Raw genomic sequence first — 25073 nt, 5'->3', positions numbered from 1 at the left:
ACTAGAGAATAGAGTATCTATCTTTTTAGCTTTTATAGCTTTTTATTATCTAGTAGAGAGGAGTTTTGATTTGAGTTTACAATTTGTAATCGGACGAGCATATACGGATAAAGAATCTGAATTGATTCGCGAGATGAAGCAAACGATGGATACAGATCCAACTGCCCAAGTCTTTTATCTAGTTCCTGATCACATTAAATTTGAAACGGAAATCAAGGTGCTTGAATTTTTGAAAAGCGAACGAGAAATAAAGACTGATTATACAGGCATGATTACTCTTCAAGTATTTAGTATCAGCCGTCTGGCTTGGTATTATCTGCAAAATTCAGCAATTTATAACCAAACTCAATTAACTGAAACCGGATTATCTATGCTGATAAGGAAATTATTAAAAGAAAACGAAGAAAATCTGACTATATTTCGTGGCGAAAGTATGCAGCAGGGTTTTGTTGAAAAACTGACTACACTATTTATGGAAATGAGAAATGGCCGAATCACTTCAGATGATTTAGAAAACTTCTTTACACCGGAACAAATAGAAAACCATTCAGGTAATGATTTTATACAGAAAATTGCGGATATAAATTTATTATTTCAAGCTTTTAATGATAATCTGATTGGTCAATATATTGAAAAAGAAGATATTATAAGATCGTTGATTGAAGAAATCAAAAACAGAGATATGTCTAATACGAAGATTTACATTAATCATTACCAGAGCTTTTCAGCCCAAGAACAAGAACTGATTATTGAACTGATCCGTGCATGCAAACAAGTAACGGTCTCATTGGTGTTGGATCAGAAATTTGCTGTACAACCTCCTGAATTGACACATTTATTCTATGAAACAGGAATGACTTACTATCGTCTTTATCAAAATGCACTAGAAGAAAATCTTCCTGTTTTAAATGATATTATCTTAAAGGAACCAAGTAATACAAGGTGTGCTGAGCTGAATCATTTAGATAATTATTGGGTGGAAAGTTCGATCGGTTCTACGATCGGAACTTCTAGTAAAACCAGTTTGAATATGAATGAGTGTATAGAAATATGGGCAGCTGAAAACAAACAAGCCGAAGTAATGCATATAGCTAATTCAATTCGACGTATGGTTGCTTTTGAAGGATATCGCTTTAAAGATATTATGTTGATGAGTCGCTCTATTGATGAATACAAGACTGTAATAGAACCGGTTTTCAAGGAAAGTGAACTTTCTTTATTTATTGATGAACCTGACTCAATGTCTGGACATCCTTTAGTTGAATTTGTTCAAAGTCTTTTCTTGATTGCAAAAAGACATTGGCGCTATGAAGATGTTATGCGTTTTTTAAGAACAGAGTTGTTTATTCCACAGAAAGTTGATGCTGTACCTAAAGAAGAAAGTCTTAGAATAGATTATTATAAAAAAGCAAACATCGACTGGAGATATAAAGTCGATTTAACCGAAAATGTAATTTTGGCCTACGGTTATGAAGGTAGTGACTGGACAACAGACCAAGAATGGATATATGCACGTTATCAACTAGAAGAAGTAGAGGCACAATTAGACGCAGATAAGCAGATTCAAGCTATTTCAAATCAGGTCAGACAAACCGTAAGAAATATACTGCTTCCTTTCTTCAAAAAGATACAAAAAGCAAAGTCTAATCAGGATGTTGCCCGATTACTATATCAATTTATTGTGAATAATGGAATAGATAAACAAATTGCTTATTGGCGTGATCAAGCTATAGCAGCAGGAGATCTTGTCGAGGCAAGAAAACACGAACAAGTCTGGGAAACTTTCATTGGACTTTTAGATGAGTTTGTAGATGTGCTTGGAAATGATGAGTGGGATATGGATTCTTTTTTAACGATTATGGAAACAGGGTTTGAACAAGCAACTTATAGTATTGTTCCACCAAGTCTTGATCAAATAATGTTTACAAATTTTGATAAAATTCGTGTAAATACAAAAAAGGTTGTTTTTATTTTAGGAATGACTGACAATAGTTTACCATTAAATCGAGAGAACGAATCTGTACTGACGGATGAAGACCGAGAAACGTTACAAGGTGATCTTCCAATTGATAAATTTCTGGCACCTTCTTCGCAATCCATATTAGCTGCTGAACCATTAGCTGCTTATATGGCTTTCAGTAATGCATCAAATAAACTGATTTTCAGTTATCCGGTTCAACAAGACGGAACAACAGATAATCGAATAAGCCCATATATCCAGAGAATATCAGATCATTTAATGATTCAGGTTCAAAAAAAGCTTGCAGATAGTCATCTGGTTCTAGATGAAACGATTGAAACAAATTTATCTTTTATAGGTTCCAGAAAGCAAACCATTGGTCAACTAGTAACTGTTTTGAGAGAAGGGATAGATCGAGATACCCTGCCTAATATGTTCTGGTTGTTGCTCTATAATAAAATGAGAGATTACGATAATTTATTTGAGAATCGTGTTTTTTACAGTCTGGAACATAAGAATATACCGGTTCCTTTACCTCCGGAACTTGCTGAAAATCTATATGGTAAAGACCTTTATTTATCTGTATCTCAGTTAGAAAGTTTTTATTTAGATCCGTACAGTCATTTTCTTCAATATGGTTTGAAATTAAGAGAAAGGGCCATTCAGGAGCTTACACCAATGGAAACCGGTAATTTTTATCATGATGCTCTTGATAGTATTTTCAAAACGATTATTGAAAGAGATATCCGGTTAGAAGAGTTGAATGATAAAAATCTGTCTCTATTGACTGATGAGGTATTAGAAAAGTTGTATGATAAGAATCAGTTTAGACTCTTGTCTATGTCTAACCGAATGAAATTTATCCGAAATCAATTAAGTAAAACTGTAAAAAAAATGATGTGGGCAATAAGCAATCATAATAGACGCAGTAAATTGACTCCTCAAAAATCAGAAGTTTTATTTGGTAGAATTGGTACTGCAAATGGCATACCTGGTTTATCTTTTCCTATGAAAAATGGCGGTAAACTTCATGTCCGAGGAAAAATTGATCGTTTAGATACTATGGAAATCAATGAGCAACTTTATCTGAGTATAGTTGACTACAAATCCAGTCAACATAATTTTAAATTTGATGAATTATATTATGGATTAATGATGCAGATGATTACCTATTTAGATACAGCGATCGAATTCTCTCCAGAATTATTTGGCAAAAAAGCTAAACCAGCTGGAGCTTTTTATGCTCAGGTCCAAAATCCATACGTTAGGCCAAAGAAAAGAAATCCTGAAGACTGGATGTTAGAACTACTTAAAGAATTTAAACTAACAGGACTAGCCATCAACGATGATACAGTTTTGAGCAATCTGGATTTATCACTAGAAGCTGGTAATCATTCTTTAATTTATCCTATTAATCAATTAAAAAGTGGATTGTTAAAAGGGCGAGGATTAATGACTGCAGAAGAGTTAGAGATTTTATTTCAGCATAATCGAAAACTGATCACAGATGCTGGTAATAAAATATTGTCAGGTGCAAATGAATTACAGCCTTTTATGGAAAAAAGGAGATTTACACCTTCTGTTGCAGGACCTTATAAAGCAATCTCCCAATTTGATGTTTTACTTGATGAAAACAATTATCGTCATTTTGAAACAATATCTGATAAACCTAGTTTAATTGAAAAAATTTCTAAAAAACTGATTCTGCCTGGAGAGGAGGAATATAAATGAATCGAATACCTGAGAAACCTAAAGATAGCCTGTATACTGAAAGTCAATGGAGATCAATTCACGATGACGGGAAAAATCTTTTGATATCCGCATCTGCTGGTTCAGGAAAAACGACCGTTCTCGTTCAACGCGTTATTGAAAAAATTAAAAAAGGTATTGGTGTGGATGAACTACTAGTCGTTACGTATACAAATGCTGCCGCTAGAGAGATGAAAGAACGAATACAAAGAGCCATCCAGAAAGAAATAAATCAAACAAAAGATTCGGCATTAAGGCGACATTTAGTTCAACAGTTACCTTTACTAAACCAAGCAAATATTTCAACACTCCATTCATTTTGTCTAAAGGTGATTAGACGTTTCTATTATTTGATTGATTTAGATCCTGTATTTCGACTATTAACAGATGAGACTGAAAATATCTTGATGAAAGAAGAAGTTTGGAATGACTTAAGAGAGAAATTGTATGGAGAAGAGGACTCCATGTTTCAAATTTTAGCTGAAACCTATTCTAATGATCGTACTGATGATGGTCTAACTGAACTGATATTTTCATTATATAATTTTTCCAGATCAAATCCGGACCCTGATCGATGGTTATCTGATTTAACTAAATTATATACTATTCCTGATGGTCAGCTATCAGATAGTGAACTTTATAAGAAATTAGCAAAACCGCAAATGTTACAAATTATTGATAACTTTATTGAACTCAATGGAAATGCTCTTTCAATCGGTTACCAAGACAGTGAATTGGAGAAATTAATTAATATTTTAGAGGACGAAAGTGTTCACTTTAAATTAATAAGAGGTTACATTACTGAAGATAGGCTCGAAGATGCTTTCAAAGCCATACAGTCATTTAAGTTTAAGACTTGGAGTGCTCCGAGGAAGAAAACTACCCCTGATGATATAAAAGCAGCAGCAAGCGAGATGAAAAATTTTAGAGACCAAGCTAAATCAGCTTACCTTAGGCTTCAGGAAGAATACTTTAATATGTCTATAGAAAGTCAAGTTGAACTTATCCAATCTGTTAAAGTTTTGGTAAAAGAGATGTCAAGAGTTACTAAATTATTCTCTCAAGCCTTTCAGGAGCATAAATACGAAAGACGCCTTCTTGATTTCAATGATTTAGAGCATATGACCTATGAAATTTTAACACAAAAAGTTCAGGGAAAACTTGTTCCATCAGAAGCGTCTAATTACTACCGAGACTGTTTTAAAGAAGTTATGGTAGATGAGTATCAAGATATCAATTTTCTACAGGAAAGTATCTTAAAATGGCTCACACATGATTATACTGAAGAAGGAAACCAATTTATGGTCGGAGATGTCAAACAGTCTATCTATGCTTTCCGTTTGGCTGATCCTGATTTATTTATCGACAAATACGAACGCTATGCTTCTGGAATAGAAGGCGAGCGAATTATTTTAGCAGAGAATTTCAGATCCAATGCGCATGTGCTTGATTTTACCAATTATATTTTTTCTCAATTGATGGATAAAGAAGTGGGCAATCTTTCTTATGATAATTCGGCACGTTTAGTACAAGGGTATAAAGATTTCCCGGCAGACTTACAGTGTGAAACAGAAATTTTGATATATGAAAAAGAGACACAAGAAGAGACGGAATTAACCGAACAATCTGACTTTGAAGATTCATCTGAAACATTTCAAATTGATTCTAAAACTGAAGGCGAATTGCTGATGGTTGGAGAAAAAATTCTTGAGCTAAAGAACAACGGTTTTGAGATTTTTGATAAAAAGCTGAATCAGACTAGACCGATTCAGTTTGGTGATATTGTTTTGCTGACACCTACTAAAAAAAATAATATTGTCATTCAAGATGTATTTAACAAACAATTAGATATCCCAACTGCAATTAAAGATACACAGAATTATTTTAGAACGACCGAAATTAGTATCATGATGTCTTTACTGAATGTTATTGACAATCCATGGCAGGATATTCCATTAGCTGCTGTACTAAGGTCTCCCATAGTTGGACTCAACGAGATTGAATTAACAAAAATCAGATTGATGAATGCCACTTCTAGCTACTATGAATCTTTACTGGAATTTGTTGAGCAAGAAGAAATAGATCCAAGTAATAGACGTTTACAGCTCAAATTGAATGAATTTTTGGATATGCTTGAACGTTGGAGAGAATTAGCTAGACGCCAAGCAATCGTCAAGCTCATTTGGACTATTTATGAAGATACTGGCTTTTTATATTATGTAGGCGGAATGAGTTCAGGAAAACAACGAAAAGCAAATCTTCATGCTTTATATGAACGAGCAGCTTCTTATGAGAAAACTAGTTTTAAAGGATTGTTCCAATTTATTCGTTTTATTGAGAAAATGCAGAAAAAAGATAAAGATCTTGCAGAACCTTCTGTTATTAGTAGTGGAGAGGATTCTGTCAGAGTAATGACAATCCATGCTAGTAAAGGATTGGAGTTTCCAGTCGTGTTTATTTTAGATATGACCAAGAAATTTAATCAGACAGATCTTAAAAAGTCCTATATATTTGATGAAAAATTTGGTGTAGGTGCTGAATATAAAGAAATTTCTGAATCTGCTGATTTTCAAAATGGGAAATTCACAACATTACCTGAAAAAGTATTGAAAACACATAAAAAGAATAAACTTTTATCAGAAGAAATGCGCGTTTTATATGTTGCTCTAACTCGCGCAGAACAGAAACTATTTTTAGTTGGTTCCTATAAAGATAAGGAAACAGCTTTAAGAGAATGGGGAACAGTTACGGGTCATAATAATTCTGTTTTACCAGCTGATATCAGGTTACAATCTTCAAGTTATATGAGTTGGATAGGGCTTGCTTTAGCACGTCACCATTCATTGGATTACGACAGCTGGCTTACAAATTCAAATAAAGAAATTACCAACCATCCAGTAAGGTTCACTCTATCATTTTTTAATCATGCAGATTTGGAAGCAAATTTACTAAAGCTGCAAAGTAAAGAGAAAACAATGTGGTATAAAAAGTTTAAAACCAAAAAGTTGCAGTTGAATGAAGATGCTCAAACCAAACAAGCAGTTGTGAAAGCAGTAGATCTGATTAATATGTCTTATACTCATCAAGTTGCTACGATGACGACAAGTTATCAATCTGTATCAGAAATTAAGAGGTTGTTTGAAGAGCCTAATGATGGACAAATGATGAAAATAGATGTAACATATCCTAGAAAGCCAAATAGATATGTTGAAGATCAGTTGGAAAGACCTTCATTTATATCCGAAGTTCTTAAACCAACAGCACCTGAAATTGGTCAAGCTACTCATTTAGTGTTGCAATCTTTAGACTTGTCCGAATATCCAACAGAATCATCAATAGAAAAACATATAGAAAACCTCGTGAAAAAAGAAGTTCTTACTAAAGAAATGGCGGCTTTAATCAGAATCGATCAGCTAGTTCGCTATTTTAAGACAGATTTCGGGCACAAAGTCATTAAATCAGCAAACCAAACAAAAAGAGAAGTTCCATTTTCTTTAATTTTGGAAGCAAGAGAATTATTTTTAGATATGGAGAATGAAAAAGATCACATTTTGATTCACGGTATTGTCGATGGATATATAGAAGAAGATGATGGGATAGTCCTTTTTGATTACAAAACTGATCAGTTAAGTCGGTATAAAGATCCAGCAAAAACTATGCTTGAAAAATACAGTGGTCAGTTAAGACTTTATAGAAAAGCATTGGAATCTATTTTGAAAAGACCGGTTAAAGAAACTTATCTGATTTTATTAGATACAACAGAAATTTTATCTATTGCATAAAAAAACGTAGAGCTCAGAGAAGAAATTAATCTTCTAAGCTCTACGTTTTCCTTTTTTATTTAATCAAAACTATATTGAACATCTTCAGAATATACATTTCCAGCATTCCACAGCAGGAATTCATTTATTCCATGTTCATTCAATGCACGAATCTGATCTTGAACTTCTTCAGCGCCATACTGCTTGTAATAACCAGAACCAAGGTAAGAAGCCGTAAAGTCCTGTAACCATGGTCTTGAAGTTGGAGCCTTATCACCTAATTGTTCAAAAATATCATTTTCATATTCCATATAATTATCTACAACTTTATACGGTTCCAAGTCTGGGCGATCTATACCTAAAGAACCAACTCCCCAATGACTAGGGTAGATCATTGAAGAAATAGCATCTACATTCTCTGCGATACGAGAGAAATTCTGACCAATGCCTGGTGTTTCCTCTAGAGTTGCAGCATAACCAAAGATATCTACGGAAACATCTACATCATACGATTGTAGTTCTTGTCTAGCATATGCAACAAAGTCAGTTACTGCTTCAACCCGTTGTTTTGTATTATTCAAATCACTTTCCGCATAATCGCCTCGAGAATAAGTCAATTCTTCATCTCGATTTTCAAATCCTTCAGGAAAGCGAACATAGTCAAATTGAATGTCTTTGAATCCTAATTTTGCGGCCTGTTTAGCTACTTCAACATTATATTCCCAGACTTCTTTTTCAAAAGGATTAACAAAACTTTCATTACCACCATTTTGCCAAACCTCTCCGTTTTCATCGGTGAATGATAGATCTGGGCGATCGTTTGCTAATTTAGTATCTTTAAAGACCACAATTCGGGCGATAGGGTAAATATCATTTTCTTCCATAGTATTCATAAACTCTTCAGGATCTACAACGTTTTGGGTAGACTGATTGATTAATTCATTATCTGATCCAAGTGGCATCATCATATTTCCATTATCATCTTTCACATCTACTACCATTGAATTTAATTCCGTTTCATTTAACATTTTAACTAAGCTATCCATTTTAGAGCCGCCAGCAGAGTAGCCTGTTACGAAAATCCCTTTAACTCCATCTTCTGGATAGTCAATATCAACACCGCTGTCATATTTGAATTGACTAGGGAATTCTTCAGGAACAGATAGAATTGGTTCTTGAGAAAGTGTTAAAAATTTTGTTTCTCCTTCTTTAGGCTGATCAGAATTTTCATCTGCAAGAACAGTTGAAGGGGCTAAGGAAACTAAAGTAATTAAACTTGAAGTTCCTATGATAATTTTCTTTTTCAAATTCATAATTCAAAATCCTCACTTTCATTGTTTACTGATTTAATAAGGGCAGGATCAATTATTTCATAATCCTTCTCACGTAAGCCTGTAACAATATCAGGCGTAGCTTCCATTGTCCATTGTCGATCATGCATTAATAAATTAGATCCCGATACCAACAAATTGGTATTAAGCATGATATCCGTAAGTGCATCTGCATCTTGATATTCTGCATTCCAGTCATATCCATAAGTCCAATTCATTAATTCCATACCTTGTTCATGAGCTAGTTCAGTTGAATAATCAGTATTTGAACCAAATGGCGCTCGGAAAAATCGAGGTCGTTCACCAGTAGCTTCTTCTACTAAATCACTGGTTTTAACGATTTCATCATATTGTTCTTCTTCGCTGATATCTGGTAGACTGGCGTGTGTCTGACTATGATTTCCAATTTCAAATCCCATATCATAGATTTTTCTGATTGTTTCTTTTCCTTCATCATCTTCAAGGTACATACCATTAACAAAGAAAATAGCTCTTGCATCTAGGTCGACTAAAGATTCTGCAATCTCAAGTGCATGTTGATCAGGAGCATCATCATATGTAAGCAAAGCAATTTTTTTATTTGCTTGTGTACCTTCAATTGGATTAATATATGCATAATTTTCAGTATTTACTTGGTATTGAAATTCAATTTGCTCATTTTCCTCTTCAGTGATATCTGAACCATCTTCGTTTATTTCCGGTTCTTCTGATTCTACTTCATTTTCTTCAGTCGTCGTTTCATCGTTTTTAGTTTTTGAATCAACAGCAGCTTGTTCATTTTCAGTAGTAGGTGTATTTTCATCATTTCCGCAAGCAGACAAGAGTAGGACAGAGGTGAACAAAAAAGCATATTTTGATTTATTCATAAGTTATTCTCCTTATTCATTTTCAGTAAGTGCTGTTTCAATCATTTCTTGTGCTTCTGTAATATGTGTATCTAAAGTAACTAATGTCTCATCTAAAATAACTAAGTCTTCTTGAATACTTGTTTGTTGTTCATTTATTGTATTAATACCATCTGAAAAAGTATCATAATTTGCTTCTTCGCTGCCGATAGAAGTAAAGTATTCCTCTTGTGAGGTGAGTGAAGCATCATAATCGGTTGTAAATCCTTGAAGTTGAGATGAAAATTCATCAATTTTACTGTTTAAACCATCGAGTTCTTCACCTGATAAACTTTCGCCTTCATAAGAAGCTAAAATTTCTTCTTGCTCTTCAAATTGTTCATTTAGACTATTAATTGAATCTAAATGTTCTCTTCTCGATTCAATATTTTGAAAAACAACAGCAGAACCATCTGAGAAAGTTGTCAACTCTTCATCTGATTTAAGTGTTTCATCAAATGCATCTTGAAGCATTGTTTCTTCCTCGGTTAATGCATTTAATTCTGTGATAATATCATCATGAATCTGATCGATTTCATTGACTGATGTCTCCATCTCTTCAATATTTTCTCCATCACAGCTTGCTAGAAGAAACGCCGAGAGACCAAGATTCGCTAGAATATATTTTTTCTTTATCATTACAAAGATCTCCTTTAAATAAAATAATACAAGTCTATATGCTTATAAAAGTGTTACCAAAAGAGTATAACAAAAATATACATCAGTTAAAAAGGAAATGAATAATATTTTAGCAGGTTCTACTAAAAAACTTAGAAGTATTAAAGAATGAAAATGGTTATAAGTATGTTTTTCACACTCAAAATAAGGTACAATTAAGAGGTATCTTATTTAAGAAAAGAGGTCAACATGGTTATTTATTATATTATTGCAGCGATCTTTATCTGTATTGATCAGCTCGTAAAATACTTAACGGTTCAAAACATACCCTTACGTGAAACAGTAGAAGTCATTCCAAATGTCTTATCACTTACCTATCATCAAAATACTGGGGCAGCTTGGAGTATTTTAGAGGGACAAATGTGGTTTTTCTATATTGTCACACTAATTGTCGTTGGAGTAATTCTATATTATCTGCACACTCAAGGACGTCAAAGTAAGTTGTTTTCAACAGCTTTATCTTTTTTATTGGCTGGTGCAGTTGGAAATTTGATAGACAGATTATTTCATCAGTTCGTAGTAGATATGTTCCAACTTGAATTTATTCAGTTTCCAATTTTTAATGTTGCAGATTCAGCTTTAACTATTGGTGTAGCACTGATGATTCTTTACTTGATTATCGATGAAATCAAATTATACAAACAAAAGAAAGCAGCTGATAAGTAATGAAGGATCACTATACATTTTCAAATGAAGGAATAAACGAACGTATTGATAAGTTTATAACTGAGAAAGTAACAGATGCTTCTCGTTCACAAATTCAAAGTTTAATTAAAGAAGGGCACATAACTGTCAATGGCTCTTCAGTTAAATCCAATTACAAAGTACAATCAGAAGATATAATCGAAGTCAATATACCCGAGCCCGAAGTTATAGATGCAAAACCTGAAGATATAAGCATTGAAATTATTTATGAAGATCAAGATGTCTTGGTTGTCAACAAACCTCAAGGTATGGTAGTTCATCCATCTATTGGTCATAGTTCTGGTACACTTGTTAACGCTTTGTTGTATCATATAAAAGACTTGTCTGGAATAAAAGGGAAAATTCGACCTGGAATAGTGCATAGAATTGATAAAGATACTTCAGGGTTATTAATGATTGCAAAAAATGATGTTGCGCATGAAAAATTATCTGAACAGTTAAAAGAAAAAAAAGCACAGAGAGAATATATTGCTTTAGTCCACGGTTTAATTCATCATGATAAAGGCACGATTGATGCCCCTATTGGAAGAGATTCTAGTAATAGAAAAAAATATGCAGTTGTCGATAACGGCAAACCCTCTGTAACTCATTTTGAAGTCATTGAACGATTCAACAAATTTACTTTAATAAAATTAATTCTTGAAACAGGTCGAACTCATCAAATTAGGGTCCATATGGATTATATCGAGCATCCTTTGGCTGGTGATCCAATTTACGGACCTAGAAAAACAATTAAGGGAAATGGGCAGTTTTTACATGCTGAAACTTTAGGTTTTACACATCCGACTACGGGGGAAGAAATGAAATTCTCATCTCCAATACCAGAAATTTTTCAAGAAACAATTGAAATCTTAAGGAAGCAATAGTGTCTATTATATTTATTTAGGAGGTTATCTTAATTGGCTACAACTGTTACCGTTTTAGATGAAATTGCTATGCAGAGAGCTTTAACTCGGATTTCTTATGAAATCATTGAGCGCAATAAAGGGATTGATCATTTAATTTTGGCAGGAATTAAAACACGTGGAATACACATTGCCAATCGAATTGCAGAACGTATCGAGCAAATTGAAGGAAAGATGATTCCAGTTGGAGAATTGGATATTACTTTATATCGAGATGATCGTCATTTTCCTGATGAAGTTGGAAATCCTGAAGTTAAAGGGCAAAATTTTTCTGTCTCAGTAGAAAATAAGGTCGTTATATTAGTTGATGATGTTATCTTTACTGGTCGAACAATTAGAGCAGCAATGGATGCTGTAATTGATCTTGGAAGACCTAAAAAAATCCTTGTTGCCTCATTGATTGATAGAGGACATCGTGAAATTCCAATTAAAGCAGATTTTATTGGGAAAAATATTCCAACTTCAATGAAAGAACAGGTTAAAGTATCTGTTATAGAAGTGGACCATAAAAATGCTGTAGAAATTATCAAACCTGAAGAAATCTAAAAAAACATGCCTATCTTCAACTTGTACACTACAAAAGTGATAAGAGGGGATAGGCATGTTTTAAGCTATAGTTAACTTTTTTTCAGTTTATTTATTAATTCTTCTTTAGGCGTTACATAATAAGTCTTTTGGCCTTCATAAATGACGAATCCAGGTTTAGCACCGTTTGGTTTTCGGATATGTTTGACTTGAACTGTATCAACAGGGACTGAAGCAGATAAACGATATTTACTAAAATATGCAGCAATTGCTGCAGCTTCTTCTATAGTCTCTTCAGAAGGATGCTCACTTCGTATAATAACATGTGATCCCGGAATATCTTTAGTGTGTAACCACCAATCTGTTTTACGGGCTGTTTTCATAGTCAATTCATCATTTTGCAGGTTGTTTTTTCCTACCAGTATCAAGGTACCATCCGAAGATAGAAATTGATCTGGTTTTGTGGACTGACGTTTTTTTCCTTTTTGTTGCTTGCGTTTTTTCTTTATATATCCGCCGGCTTGTAACTCGTCTCTTATATCTTCGACATCTCTTGGAGAAGCTACTTCCATTTGTGTCATGACTGACTCTAAATACTGAATTTCTGCTTTTGTACTTTTTATCTGACCTTCAAGATGCTTAATAGCATTTTTTAATTTTTGATATCTAGAAAAATAAGCCTGAGCATTTTTAGAAGGGGTTTTACGGGGATCCAAATCTATTTCAATTTTTTCATTTTCCTCATAGAAATTATCTAGAGTAACGGACTCCATCCCTTGTTCAATCTCATGAAGATAGGCCGTTAAAACTTCTCCCTTAATACGATATTGATCTGCTTTTTGAGTTTGCTGCCACTCTTTTTCAAGCTTAATCAATTTCTTTTCATTTCGTTCCGTTTCATTTTTTACTAGACCGAATAGATCATTGGCTTGTTGCTGAACTCGATCTCGTTCAGATTTATTACCATAAAAACGATCTGCACAAGCACTAAGCGTTTTAAATAGGATTTGTTCTCCCACAAGTGAATCGTATTTGACAGCTGTAAAATATTCTTTGTTTTTGACTTTTGTCAAAGTAGGAGTTAAATTCTGCTTTTTATATGGCTCCATAAATTTTTGGAAAACTAGGGCTGGCGCATCGTCAGGATGCGTTTCTATTTGAAAAGCTAATTCTTCTGCAGAATCTTTACCAAAACCTTGAAAGGTTTGCTGTATCCATTTAACTTTTTCATTAGTAGGTAATGACGCGATCGGTAATGGTTTATCAAAGTGGAAAGGGTTGTTCTTGTTTTGGGTTGGTGCTTGTCTATATTGGGCACCCGGCACTAAAGTACGATAGGTATTTTGGCTTGATGAGATGTGTCGGATTGTTTCAAGGATTTTTTCTTCCTGCTTTTTAACCAATAAAATATTGCTGTGTCTACCCATAATCTCAACAATCAGTACTAGATTTTCTATATCTCCCAATTCATTACGACTATTAAATGAAAACTCAACTACTCTGTCGTTTTCAAATTGCTTTATATCCTCTAGAATTGCTCCATCCAAATACTTCCTCATTACCATACAAAACTGGGGTGGAGAAGTAGGGTTTTCAAAAGGTATATCAGTTATCTGCATGCGAGCGTACTGGGGATGTGCAGATAATAAGAGCTGAATATTTTTTCTATTGGCACGAATTTTAAAAATGACTTCGTTATCATAAGGTTGCTGAATTTTCGCAACTCTTCCACCTATGAGTGTTTCTTTCAATTCCGTTACCATTGCATGTGTAAATAATCCATCAAATGACATTTTAACTGTCTCCTTTCAGACGAGACTCCTTTTTAGTATAGCATTTTTAAGAGGTCAACACCATTCTACAGTAACAAAAACCATTGCCCAAGTAATTAAACAATGGTATAGTTGACACGTACAAATAGTTGTTTTCAGCATGAAATCAGTTTAGAAAGTGAGCGATGATATGACACCATCAGTCGATACGAATGAAATTTTATTAAAACTGGCAGAACTACAATCCTTATATAAAAAAATGACTCAGAATTTACTGACAGATTATAATATATCTGCTTCTGCTTTAAATCTAATTGAAATTCTTGGAGAAGAACAAGCTACCCTAAAGTCAATTACTGAACAAAGCCAATTAGATAAATCAACAGTTAGCAGACAGATGAATACTTTAGTTAAAAACGGCTTAGTCGTTAAAACAACTGGTGATGACAAACGGTATGCTTATTTTACTCTATCTGAAGATGCTAAATCAAAATTTCAAGAGTATAATACTGCTGCTCAAAAGATATTCTCAGACATTCTAGAAGGGTGGACTGAAGAAGAAAAGCAATTACTTTCAGTATTAATAGGTAGATTAAATAGAAGTTTGACAAATGGACTATCTAAAATCCAATAGTTATAATAGATTTCATATTAAGAAAAGAGGAATCTTATGCCTTTAGGTAGAAAAAAATCCAATCCTTATCGTTTAGCAATTTTAGGAATATTAACAGCAATTATATTGATTCAGAACTTTGTACCATTCTTAGGAAATATTCCAATACCGCCACTTAATCCAACAATCATTCATATTACTGTCATTGTTGCAACATTGACTTTAGGAACGAAAGACGGGATGATCATAGGTGCTGTATGGGGCATTACAAGAATGGTTAGAGCTTATACTGTACCAGCAACACCTCTGGATTGGTGGTTATGGACTAATCCTCTTATAGCTTTGTTACCGCGTATTTTAATTGGTTTACTGACAGGTTGGAGTTATCAGTTCCTGAAGAAGTTCTGGCCTGATAAAGATAGAATTTCTATGGCAATATCTGCGGTTATTGGTTCTTTCACAAATACAATTTTAGTTTTGCTCTTTATCTATATTTTTTATGGCGCTAGATATGCTCAGGCGATAAATGTTGATTTAAGTAATCTTGCAGGAGTTCTTCTAGTTATAGTCGGAACAAGTGGCGTGGCAGAAGCTATCGTTGCTGCTATCGTTGCTCCTTTGATCACTAATCCTCTTAAAAAAATCAAACATTAAATTCAAATATATTAGAAAGTCTTTTAAGGTTACCTACCTTAAAAGACTTTTTTTAACTAAAACAAGCGTTTTATTTTCTATTATGTTTGAATCATGCTAAATTTGTTCTGTACAAACTATTTGAAAGGGGTAAGAAAAATGAGAGCAGTAACATTTCAGGGTAAAGAAAAAATGCAGGTAACGACCGTTCCAGATCCTATAATTGAAGAGCCTACTGATGCTATTATCAGAGTTACCTCAACAGCTATTTGTGGATCTGATTTACATTTATATCATAATGGGAATCTTGTTTTAAATGATGATTATATTGTAGGACATGAACCAATGGGAATCATTGAAGAAGTTGGACCAGATGTAAAGCATCTTAAAGTTGGTGATAGAGTTGTAGTTTCATTTAATGTTAGTTGTGGTCATTGTGATTTTTGTAAAAACGATATGGAAAGCCAGTGTGATGAATCAAATAAGAACCCGGAAGTTGATTATGGTGGGTTGTTTGGATTTGGTAAATTAAACGGGGATTATCCTGGTGGACAAGCAGAATTCATGCGTGTAGCTCATGCTGACCATTCTGTATTCAAAGTACCGGATAATGAAGTTCCAGATGAGAAGGTTTTGTTTTTATCTGATATCGTTCCAACAGCTTGGTGGAGTGTAGAACACGCTGGTGTAAAACCAGGTGATACTGTCATTGTACTTGGTTCTGGACCAGTTGGGCTATTTGCTCAAAGGTTTGCTAAAATGAAAGGTGCTAAAAGAGTTATTGCAGTAGACAGCGTTAAACATCGCTTGGAGTATTCAGCGAAAAAAATCGGAATTGAAACGTTGAATTTTGAAGAAGTTGATATACCTAGTATGGCGCTTTTGGATATGACACACGGCGGAGCCGATGTTGTGATTGATTGTGTTGGAATGGATGGAAAAGAACGAAAACTTGAAAAAGTGACTAATCTGATTTCTCCTCAAAAAGGAACAACAAGACCAATTGAAATGGCCAGTGCAGCAGTCAAAAAATTTGGTACAATCATGTTAACCGGTGTTTATTTAACTCCAGCAACAACTTTTCCAATCAATCATATATTCGCTAGAAATGTAACCTTAAAAACTGGACAAACTCCAGTGCCGCATCTAATGCCGAAGCTTTACGAAAAAATCAGAAATAATGAATTTGATCCTACAGATATTATTACGCACACTATGCCACTAGAAGATGCCGCTAAAGGCTATGATATTTTCGATAAAAAAGAAGACAATAATATAAAAGTAGTGCTCAAACCTTAATTAACTAGTACTTTGCACGCTTTCTGTTTAATTGTAATGCAGAAAGCGTGTTTTTGTTGTTTAGTTGTTATGCGATATACTCAATATTGAAATCTTTGTGTGATAAACTATCCTAATAATATGAAAAAGTGTAATATTATAAAGGAGATACAGTTTCATGAAAAGAAATCACTCAAATCAATCTCGTACTGAAAGAAACAAACCTGAAAATAAATTCGATAAAATTTACTATATTGTAATTGCTGTTCTAGTCTTAATTTTATTGGCTTTGCTCACTTATGTTTTTGTCATTCGTGATAATAATACAAATCAACTTTCAGAAAATATAGCACCTAGCTCAGAATTAAATACTGAGATTGATCAGAATGAAACAGGAGAAACGGATCAGAATGAAAATGAAGAAAATCAGGCAGAATCTGATGAACTAAGTCAAGACGAAAATAGTGAAGAAGACAGTCAAGATCAAGTGGAAAATGATGAAACAACTGATGAAAATGACAGTGAATCTGAATTAAATAATGTTGAAGAAGTTGATTCTGAGGATCCACTTGTTGAGAAAGCTTATACTGGACAATGGTCCCCAATCGGTACAGAACAATCTGGAGATCATATTACAAATTTCAATGATGGCTCACAAGATCGTATTGAAATCAACCAGGCTATTACATCAGTTACTGGATTAGAATCAGATACTATTATTGAATGGTGGATTGCCGGTGATGGTCCCAATCGAGTAGAAGCTACAGTCTCTAATCAAGGTGAATCAGAAGTATATAGAATTTATCTGCAGTTTATTGAAGAAGAAGGATGGCAGGCGACTCGAATTGAAGAATTATCGGAAGTTCCTTCTGAATATAAATGATAACTAATCATTTAAATATAAAAAGCATTCTAACCTCTTTATATAATAAGTTGTTAGAATGCTTTTTATTCATTCCTGATTCGATAGGGCCTTACAATCTTGATTCTTCCTTTTTAGTAAAAGTTCATGGTAAACTATTTATAATCATGTTAACAGTAGGAGGCAATTTATGAAATTATCAGGCGATAAGCTTAATGTGATTCAAGAAATATTGGATAAAACTGAAAAAGAAGTAGAAAATATGGATCCAGTCAATATCCTTATTGCAGGGAAAACTGGAGTAGGGAAAAGCACACTAATCAATAATATTTTTAGAGAAAAGTTAGCCGATACTGGAATTGGTAAACCAGTCACTAAACACTTGAGAAAAATTTCAAAACAAAGTATACCAATTGTACTTTACGACACTAGAGGATTAGAACTAGAGCAATCTATCCAAAATCAGGTAAAACAAGAAGTATTTGATTTAATTAAGAAACATAAAAACAGCCAAGAGGCAATACATGTTGCTTATTATTGTATTCAAGCTACCTCATCTCGTATTGAGGATATGGAGTTAGAATTAATAAGAGATATTGCGGATAAAATTCCGGTCATACTTGTATTAACTCAAGCTATAGGCAAACCAGCTGAAGAATTTAAACGATATCTAGAAAACATGAATCTTCCAGTAGCAGCAATTCAAACGATCATGTCAGAACCATATGAAATTTCCGATGATTATGTTATCCCTGCTTTTGGCTTGAAAGAATTAGTAGCTAAATCCCTTCAGCTTATCCCAAAGGATGTACAAAAAGCTTTTACGAATGCCCAGCAGGCAGACATCGAGAAGAAAGCAAAAGATGCTAGACGCTGGGCAACTCGATATGTAGCGACGAGTTTTGGTGTAGGATTTATTCCGATCCCTTTTTCTGATGCCTCTGTGTTGGTGCCGATGCAAATAACGTTACTTGCTCATATAACAGCAATATTCGGTATTTCCTTAGATAAATCTACGATTGTTTCCATTGTAGCTGCTGTTGGCGGAACAAGTTCAGCTACTTTATTAGGTAAAACATTAGTAGCCAATGCTTTTAAATTCATTCCAGGTGCAGGGACTATTGTGGGTGGTATTATCAGTGGTACCACTGCATCGGTTGTTACTAGCGCTTTAGCAATTAGCTACATTGAAGTTCTTAGTGTGATTTCAGCAAAGGAAAAAGCTGGTGAATCGATCGACTTGTCCCTCATCGAAAAGCTGATGACCAGACAATTCAAAAAAAATATCAAACTAAATCGTAAACAGATCAATAATAAAGAATTGGAATTTGAAGAGGGGTCTGAATTAGAAACTGCATTAAATGAATATGATATTCAGCAAAATCAATCTTTACCTTTTTACAAAAAGATTATACCCACCATCAAGAAAACTATTGAGAAACATCAAAATAAACATTAAAAATCTATTATTTATATTCACGTATCCCTATTTTTGGTGCTCCACTAGATAGCATTTAATTTCATACTCTTAAATAGTTCTCTTAAAGGATTGTGTTGATTAGCTCCAGCTATTTCGAATCGAATTTCGTTGAGCAGTGGTCCTGCAATGGTCTATTACTTCATTACATCCATTGTTTACCTTAGAAATTTACTATAAAATCAAACGTTAGAAATCAAAGACCCACTGGTATTCTTTGATTCCTAACGTTTTTTACTGTTCTAGAAGATTTTTCTATAATTACCTGAGAACAAATATAAAACTTCCACTTCCTAACGGAAATTAACCACATGGATATGTAAGCGGTATTACATTAATATATGAGTATCGAAAGAAAAAAACAGAAAGGAGGAAATAAAATGAAAAAGATTTTACTTGCTTGTTCATCAGGTATGTCAACAAGTTTACTGGTGACAAAAATGGAAGAAGAAGCAGAAAAACGCGGGGAAGAAGTTAAGATTTGGGCTGTAGCACAAGATAAAGCAGAGACCGACATGGAAGAAGCTGATGTTTTATTGATTGGCCCTCAAATGCGCTTTATGAAAAAGAAATTTGCAGTAACTGCTGAAAAAGTCGGGATCCCATTAGATGTAATTGATCCTGTAGCATATGGTAGAGTTGACGGAGTAGCCGTTTTAAATAAAGCTATTGAGTTAATTGATCAAAGTTAAACTGAGAGAAACTGGAGGACTAAAATGAATAAGTTTATGAGTGTATTAGAAGATATTCTTTTACCAATTGCAGATAAGCTAAACAATAACCGCTATCTGACAGCCTTAAGAAATGGTTTTATGGTAGCGTTACCCTTAATTATATTCGGATCAATTTTTGTTGTTATTGCTAACTTGCCATTTTTAGATAGAGTCATCAGCGAAGAAGCCTATACTGCCTATCAAAATGCATTAGGACCAGCTTCTGCTGCTACTTTAAGCATTATGGGATTATTTGTTATTATTGGTATAGGATTTAAAATGGTAGAACAGCGTGGAGGCGAGGCTATCTATGGAGGAGTAGTCGCCTTAGCATCATTTTTAGTATTGACACCACAAGTTCTTGAAGATGTTTCTGGTGTTATACCAACAAGTGCCTTAGGAGCAGAAGGAATGTTCTTAGGTATTTTTACAGCTTTTATATCTGCTGAGTTATATCACTTTTTTGTAAGAAAAAATCTGACAATCAAAATGCCAGCTGGGGTACCAGATGCTGTATCCAGATCATTTAGTGCATTGATTCCTATTACTTTAACATTGACCGTGTTTTTAGTCATTCGAATTCTATTTAGTTTTACATCATTTGAAACAGTTCAGAACTTCATATATACTTTAATTCAACAACCGCTTACAGCATTAGGTAGTGGACTACCTGCTACAATTATTGCTGTATTATTGATTCAAGTATTCTGGTTCTTTGGGTTACACGGACAAATTATTGTTAACTCTGTTTTTGATCCAATCTGGTATTCTCTAAACGAGCAAAACCTTTCTGCTTTCCAATCTGGCGAAGAATTACCAAATATTGTTACGAAACAATTTATGGATACTTTTATCGTTGGTATTGGTGGATCCGGGATGACTTTAGCAGTTATTGTTGCAATTTTCGTAGTAACTAAGAGTCGTCAGCTAAGAGAACTTGGAAAACTTGGTGGACCCGCTGGTATATTTAATGTTAATGAGCCTATTATCTTTGGGTTACCGATTATCATGAACCCATTAGTATTGATTCCTTGGTTACTAGCACCAGTAGTTGTAGCAATCGTAACATACTTTGCGATGGATATTGGATTCGCTCCAAAACCAGCTGGACTGATAGTTCCATGGACAACTCCCGCATTGCTGAGTGGATATTTAGCAACGGGAAATAAAATCATGGGTGCAGTTATGCAACTAATCAATATGGGTATTGTTTTTGTAATTTGGTTACCGTTCTTGAAAGTATTAGACAATCAATATTACGGCGAAGAACAAAAAGCACAAACTACGAAATAAGTTAAATAACAATAGAAAATTGCATAAAGGGAATCGGATGTCTTTGAACATTCGCTTTCCTTTTAGTTTTTATGGAGGATTATATGATGGATACAATGACTGAGGTTGCGTTCCAAATTATCTTGTTTGCAGGTAATGGAAAATCAAGCGCGATGGAAGCAATTCATGAAGCAAAAGATGGTAACTTTGAAGAAGCCGATAATAAACTAAAAGAGGCAAGTGAAGAACTAGGAAAAGCTCATCAACATCAGACTAAGCTACTTCAAAATGAAGCTAGGGGAGAGGAACAGCCACTGAATATTATCCTTGTTCATTCACAGGATCACTTAATGACTGCTATGACTGTTCGAGATCTAGCTGTTGAACTAGTTGAAATATATAGAACAAGATAAGGAGGAAATACAAATGTCATTAGACTATCAATTTCCAGAAAATTTCTGGTGGGGAAGTGCCGCTTCAGCAACACAGACTGAAGGTGGAGAGAATGGAACCAAAGGTAAAAATATCTGGGATCAGTGGTATGAACAGGAGCCTAATCGTTTCTTTGAAAATGTAGGCCCTGAAGTTACTTCTGACTTTTATAATCGTTATAAAGAAGATATTGCTAATATGAAAAAAATTCATCATAATAGTTTTAGGTTGTCAATATCATGGGCACGATTGATTCCAGGTGGTACAGGAGAAGTTAATCCTGAAGCAGTTGATTTTTATTCCAAAGTGATTGATGACTTGATTGAAAATGGTGTAGAACCGTTTGTAAACTTGTATCACTTTGATATGCCTTTGGAATTACAGGAAATCGGTGGATGGGAAAATCGCAAAGTCACCCAAGCATATGCTGATTATGCAGAAAAGGTATTTGAATTATTTGGAGATCGTGTCAAGAAATGGTTCACGTTCAATGAGCCTGTCGTACCAGTAGAAGGAGGGTATTTATACGACTTTCATTATCCTAACATCGTTGACGCAAAGAAAGCTGTTCAAGTAGGCTATAATACAATGATTGCTCATGCTAAAGCAGTTAAGCTTTATCATGAAAATTACGATGGTAAAATTGGCATTGTTCTTAACTTAACGCCTTCATATCCCAGAAGTCAAAATCCTGCAGATTTAAAAGCTTCTCATATTTGTGATTTATTCTTTAATAGAAGTTTTCTTGATCCAGCAGTAAAAGGAGAATACCCACAAGATTTGATTGACTTACTTGCTGAATATAATCAACTTCCAGAGACCGAACCTGAAGATAAAGATTTACTCAAAGAGAACCTTGTAGATTTACTTGGAGTAAATTATTATCAACCCAGAAGAGTTAAAGCGAGAGATTCCCAACCGAATCCAGATAGTCCTTTTATGCCTGACTGGTTCTTTGATAATTATGAAATGCCTGGAAGAAAGATGAATCCTTATCGTGGATGGGAAATCTATGAAAAAGGTATTTATGATATTATGATTAATTTAAAAGAAAACTATGGGAATATTGAGTCCTTTATTTCTGAAAATGGTATGGGCGTTCAAAATGAAGAACGATTTTTAGTTAATGGACGCATTGAAGATGATTATCGTATTGATTTTATAAAAGAACATTTAAAATGGCTGCACAGATCAATTCAAGAAGGATGTAATGTGAAAGGCTATCACCTATGGACATTTATGGATAACTGGTCTTGGATGAATGCTTACAAAAACCGTTATGGATTCTTTTCAGTCGACCTTAAAACTCAGCAAAGAACGGCGAAGAAAAGTGCTTCGTGGTTTGCAGAAGTGTCAGAAAAAAATGGTTTTAACGATTAGAATTGAACAGTTTAACACATAAGCGTAGTGATAAAGGATTACTGCGCTTTTACCATGTGTTAAAGTTCCGGAAAGGAGGAAGTCTAATGGAAAATAGAAAAGTCAAGATTCTAAATATTTTGTCTTCTGCTAATACACCCATTACAAGCACTCAGTTAGCAGCGGTTACTGAGGTTTCTTCTAGAACAATCCGAGAAGATATCAAGGAATTAAATACAGACTTAAAAATAAATGGCGCTCAAATAGAAGCTTTAAAAGGCAAGGGTTTTAAAATCACTATTTTTAATGAGCTTTTATATAATCAATATTTAGAACAAATTGATCATTCGTTAGATCAAATCAGTAATAATCCCAATACCCCTAATGAGCGTATTGATTATTTATTAAACCTTTTTTTAAGAAAAAGCAATCCTGTAAAACTGGATGATCTAAGCGAAGAAATACATGTTAGTCGATCAACTATTCAAGCAGATTTAAAAACAGTCAAACAATTACTTGAACCATATTCTCTAAAATTAATCAGTCGTCCAAATTATGGAATAAGTTTAAAAGGAACAGAATTAAACCGTCGTTTTGCTATCTCAGAGTTTTTATTTAACCAACAAAAGGCTGGACCTAGTCTTATACAAATGCAACATGTAAGCTCTATTGCTGAAATCAATGAACTTATTTTAAATAATATGTGGTCTATTTTACTTGAGCAAATTAACCGGAATGAGATTGTACTTTCTGATGTAGCATTGAATAATTTGTTTGTACATATTGTTATTGCTTACAAACGAATCAAAGAAGGCTATAGTGTAGCTCTAGTTGAAAAAGATTTATCAGAGATTCAAACACAGAAAGAATACAAGGTTGCTACTAAAATTGTTCAGCAGATAGAGCAAACATTACATGTTACTTTCCCAACAATTGAAATCGCTTATATCGCGATTCATCTGCTTGGTACGAAACTAATTGGTGAATCTAATAATTCAACGACTCAATATGAACAGGTTATTGATCCAATGATTCAAAAATTAATTGATCAGATCCTTTTACAGTTGAAAAAAGAACTTAATTTATCTCTTTTAAATGACCAGGAACTGATTATGAGTTTAGCTTTACATTTAAAACCAGCAATCAATCGTTATAAATTCAATATGAATATTCGTAATCCTATGTTAGAAGATATTAAAGCGCACTACCCTCTTGCTTTTGAAGCAGGAATTATTGCAGCGCTTGAAATCAAAAAAGCCTTATCCGTGGAAATCGATGAGAATGAAGTAGCCTATATCGCTTTACATATAGGTGCAGCAATGGAGAGAGAAAAGGAAAAACATTTCTTAAAAAAATGCTACATTGTCTGTGCTTCAGGAGTAGGTAGTTCTAAACTAATTCAGTACAAGGTCACTGCGGAATTCCGTTCAGAAATAGAAGTCGTCGGTACGACGGAATTATATAGAATTCACGAAATCCCTTATGATAATATCGATTTTATTATCAGCGCTGTACCTATCAAAGATACACTGCCGGTACCCATTATAGAGGTTAATACGATTTTAAGTCACTATGATTTGTCAAGAATTGAACACTTTATAAAGGATGTTCACTCAGATCCTATTGCGTTTATCGATGAAGATCATACCTATTTGAACCAGTCGTTAAAGTCTAAACAAGAAGTTTTTAACTTTTTAGTTGATAAACTGACACCAATACATGCTTTACCAGCAGACTACCAGTTATTACTGGAAAAAAGAGAAGAAATTGCACCAACATCGTATGGAAATAATGTGGCTATCCCACATCCTATTACTCCTCAAACTTCAAAAACATTTTTAACATTTTGTACATTAGATCAGCCCATTATTTGGGGAGAAAGAAAAGTCCAATTCATCTGCTTGTTGAATGTTGAAAAAGACAGTCGGGAAGATTTGCAGTTGTTATATGACATTCTAGGAAAAATTGTTAACACTCCTGCTATCGTTGCGAAATTGCTGCAGTGTTCATCTTATAATGACTTTATTTCCATCATTCAAACGCTAGCAAATAAATAAACTATATATATGATATCACTAGTGTTGCATAAAACTTAGAATAAATGATTTTTATACATTGTTACTTTAATCACAAGTAGTTTTCATTAAAATTTCCAAAAAAGTCA

The 25073-nt window shown here is 33.9% G+C and carries 19 protein-coding genes; 15 read left to right on the top strand and 4 right to left on the bottom strand.

Annotated elements, in window-relative coordinates; all coding sequences use genetic code 11:
* Nucleotides 1-70 precede the first annotated feature (70 nt).
* Nucleotides 71-3691, top strand: coding sequence for a PD-(D/E)XK nuclease family protein (locus BM212_RS07175; RefSeq protein WP_072694934.1), 3621 nt, complete (start codon nt 71-73; stop codon nt 3689-3691).
* Nucleotides 3688-7491 carry a helicase-exonuclease AddAB subunit AddA gene (addA, locus tag BM212_RS07170; RefSeq protein ID WP_091897661.1) on the top strand — a complete coding sequence of 1268 codons (3804 nt, stop codon included), beginning with the start codon at nt 3688-3690 and terminating at the stop codon, nt 7489-7491. The genes BM212_RS07175 and addA overlap by 4 nt, the downstream gene beginning before the upstream one ends.
* Nucleotides 7492-7550: 59 nt before the next feature.
* On the opposite strand, the gene BM212_RS07165 is transcribed toward addA, so the two are convergent.
* Genes BM212_RS07165 through BM212_RS07155 form a run of 3 tightly spaced genes read right to left on the bottom strand, consistent with a single transcriptional unit; the run spans nt 7551 to nt 10324 of the window.
* On the bottom strand, nt 7551-8783 hold the full coding sequence (locus BM212_RS07165) for a putative glycoside hydrolase (RefSeq protein WP_072694932.1): 1233 nt from the start codon (nt 8781-8783) through the stop codon (nt 7551-7553).
* Nucleotides 8780-9667, bottom strand: a complete 888-nt coding sequence (locus BM212_RS07160; RefSeq protein ID WP_072694931.1) for a polysaccharide deacetylase family protein — start codon at nt 9665-9667, stop codon at nt 8780-8782. Before BM212_RS07160 ends, BM212_RS07165 begins: the two co-directional genes overlap by 4 nt.
* A 12-nt stretch (nt 9668-9679) precedes the next feature.
* Nucleotides 9680-10324, bottom strand: coding sequence for a YkyA family protein (locus tag BM212_RS07155; RefSeq protein ID WP_072694930.1), 645 nt, complete (start codon nt 10322-10324; stop codon nt 9680-9682).
* A 228-nt stretch (nt 10325-10552) separates the two neighbouring features.
* Here BM212_RS07155 and lspA point away from each other — a divergent pair, with 228 nt between their 5' ends.
* The 3 genes from lspA to pyrR are packed head-to-tail and all read left to right on the top strand — an operon-like array spanning nt 10553 to nt 12519.
* The gene (lspA, locus tag BM212_RS07150; protein WP_072694929.1) at nt 10553-11029 is read left to right on the top strand and encodes a signal peptidase II; all 477 of its coding nucleotides are present in this window, start codon (nt 10553-10555) and stop codon (nt 11027-11029) included.
* A complete protein-coding gene (locus BM212_RS07145) occupies nt 11029-11934 on the top strand; it encodes an RluA family pseudouridine synthase (RefSeq protein WP_091897658.1) in 906 nt (301 codons plus the stop codon). The genes lspA and BM212_RS07145 overlap by 1 nt, the downstream gene beginning before the upstream one ends.
* A gap of 33 nt (nt 11935-11967) precedes the next feature.
* Entirely contained in the window at nt 11968-12519 is a 552-nt protein-coding gene (pyrR, locus tag BM212_RS07140) for a bifunctional pyr operon transcriptional regulator/uracil phosphoribosyltransferase PyrR (RefSeq protein ID WP_091897655.1), read from the top strand.
* Between the two features lie 71 nt (nt 12520-12590).
* Here pyrR and BM212_RS07135 read toward each other — a convergent pair whose 3' ends face one another.
* Nucleotides 12591-14291: an NFACT RNA binding domain-containing protein gene (locus BM212_RS07135; protein WP_091897651.1), complete on the bottom strand. Its 1701-nt coding sequence runs from the start codon at nt 14289-14291 to the stop codon at nt 12591-12593.
* A gap of 169 nt (nt 14292-14460) precedes the next feature.
* On the opposite strand from BM212_RS07135, the gene BM212_RS07130 reads away from it, so the two are divergent.
* The 10 genes from BM212_RS07130 to BM212_RS07085 all read left to right on the top strand — a co-directional run bounded on the left by BM212_RS07130 (nt 14461) and on the right by BM212_RS07085 (nt 24966).
* Nucleotides 14461-14904 (top strand): MarR family winged helix-turn-helix transcriptional regulator, encoded by a 444-nt coding sequence (locus BM212_RS07130; protein WP_072694925.1) that lies wholly within the window; start codon nt 14461-14463, stop codon nt 14902-14904.
* A 36-nt stretch (nt 14905-14940) separates the two neighbouring features.
* Nucleotides 14941-15537 (top strand): ECF transporter S component, encoded by a 597-nt coding sequence (locus BM212_RS07125; protein ID WP_072694924.1) that lies wholly within the window; start codon nt 14941-14943, stop codon nt 15535-15537.
* A gap of 138 nt (nt 15538-15675) precedes the next feature.
* Nucleotides 15676-16815 (top strand): zinc-dependent alcohol dehydrogenase, encoded by a 1140-nt coding sequence (locus tag BM212_RS07120; RefSeq protein ID WP_072694923.1) that lies wholly within the window; start codon nt 15676-15678, stop codon nt 16813-16815.
* 157 nt (nt 16816-16972) lie between these two features.
* Nucleotides 16973-17677 carry a YrrS family protein gene (locus BM212_RS07115; RefSeq protein WP_072694922.1) on the top strand — a complete coding sequence of 235 codons (705 nt, stop codon included), beginning with the start codon at nt 16973-16975 and terminating at the stop codon, nt 17675-17677.
* Nucleotides 17678-17846: 169 nt separating this feature from the next.
* Entirely contained in the window at nt 17847-19115 is a 1269-nt protein-coding gene (locus tag BM212_RS07110; protein ID WP_072694921.1) for a YcjF family protein, read from the top strand.
* 398 nt (nt 19116-19513) lie between these two features.
* Entirely contained in the window at nt 19514-19825 is a 312-nt protein-coding gene (locus BM212_RS07105; protein ID WP_072694920.1) for a PTS sugar transporter subunit IIB, read from the top strand.
* 24 nt (nt 19826-19849) lie between these two features.
* On the top strand, nt 19850-21139 hold the full coding sequence (celB, locus tag BM212_RS07100) for a PTS cellobiose transporter subunit IIC (RefSeq protein WP_072694919.1): 1290 nt from the start codon (nt 19850-19852) through the stop codon (nt 21137-21139).
* Nucleotides 21140-21222: 83 nt separating this feature from the next.
* Complete coding sequence (locus tag BM212_RS07095; RefSeq protein WP_212745561.1) at nt 21223-21531, top strand: PTS sugar transporter subunit IIA; 309 nt, start codon at nt 21223-21225, stop codon at nt 21529-21531.
* 13 nt (nt 21532-21544) lie between these two features.
* Entirely contained in the window at nt 21545-22930 is a 1386-nt protein-coding gene (locus tag BM212_RS07090) for a glycoside hydrolase family 1 protein (protein ID WP_072694917.1), read from the top strand.
* Between the two features lie 86 nt (nt 22931-23016).
* The gene (locus BM212_RS07085; RefSeq protein WP_091897648.1) at nt 23017-24966 is read left to right on the top strand and encodes a BglG family transcription antiterminator; all 1950 of its coding nucleotides are present in this window, start codon (nt 23017-23019) and stop codon (nt 24964-24966) included.
* Nucleotides 24967-25073: the final 107 nt, after the last annotated feature.

Origin of the sequence: Marinilactibacillus piezotolerans, from assembly GCF_900114235.1 — a bacterium.
Taxonomy (GTDB): domain Bacteria; phylum Bacillota; class Bacilli; order Lactobacillales; family Carnobacteriaceae_A; genus Marinilactibacillus; species Marinilactibacillus piezotolerans.
Note: the sequence above shows the minus strand (reverse complement) of the source record. Positions and strands in the feature narration are given on the sequence as shown.